We start from the raw sequence: 230 nt of genomic DNA, 5'->3' as shown, positions 1-230 counted from the left end.
TCGGTTTAGGGTACGGGCCGCCATGAAACTCGCTAGAGGCTTTTCTCGACAGCATAGGATCATCCACTTCACCACAATCGGCTCGGCATCAGGTCTCACCCACATGTCACCCGGATTTACCTAGATGACGGGCTACACCCTTACCCCGGGACAACCACCGCCCGGGATGGACTACCTTCCTGCGTCACCCCATCACTCACCTACTAACCGCTTGGTTCAGCGGCTCCACC

The 230-nt window shown here is 57.8% G+C and carries 1 rRNA gene; it reads right to left on the bottom strand.

Annotated elements, in window-relative coordinates:
* Window positions 1-230, bottom strand: a 23S ribosomal RNA gene (locus tag KUM03_RS29720); the annotation flags it as partial.

The sequence above is a fragment of the Streptomyces sp. AC602_WCS936 genome, from assembly GCF_019049125.1.
In the GTDB taxonomy this organism is placed as follows: Bacteria; Actinomycetota; Actinomycetes; order Streptomycetales; family Streptomycetaceae; genus Streptomyces.
Note: the sequence above shows the minus strand (reverse complement) of the source record. Positions and strands in the feature narration are given on the sequence as shown.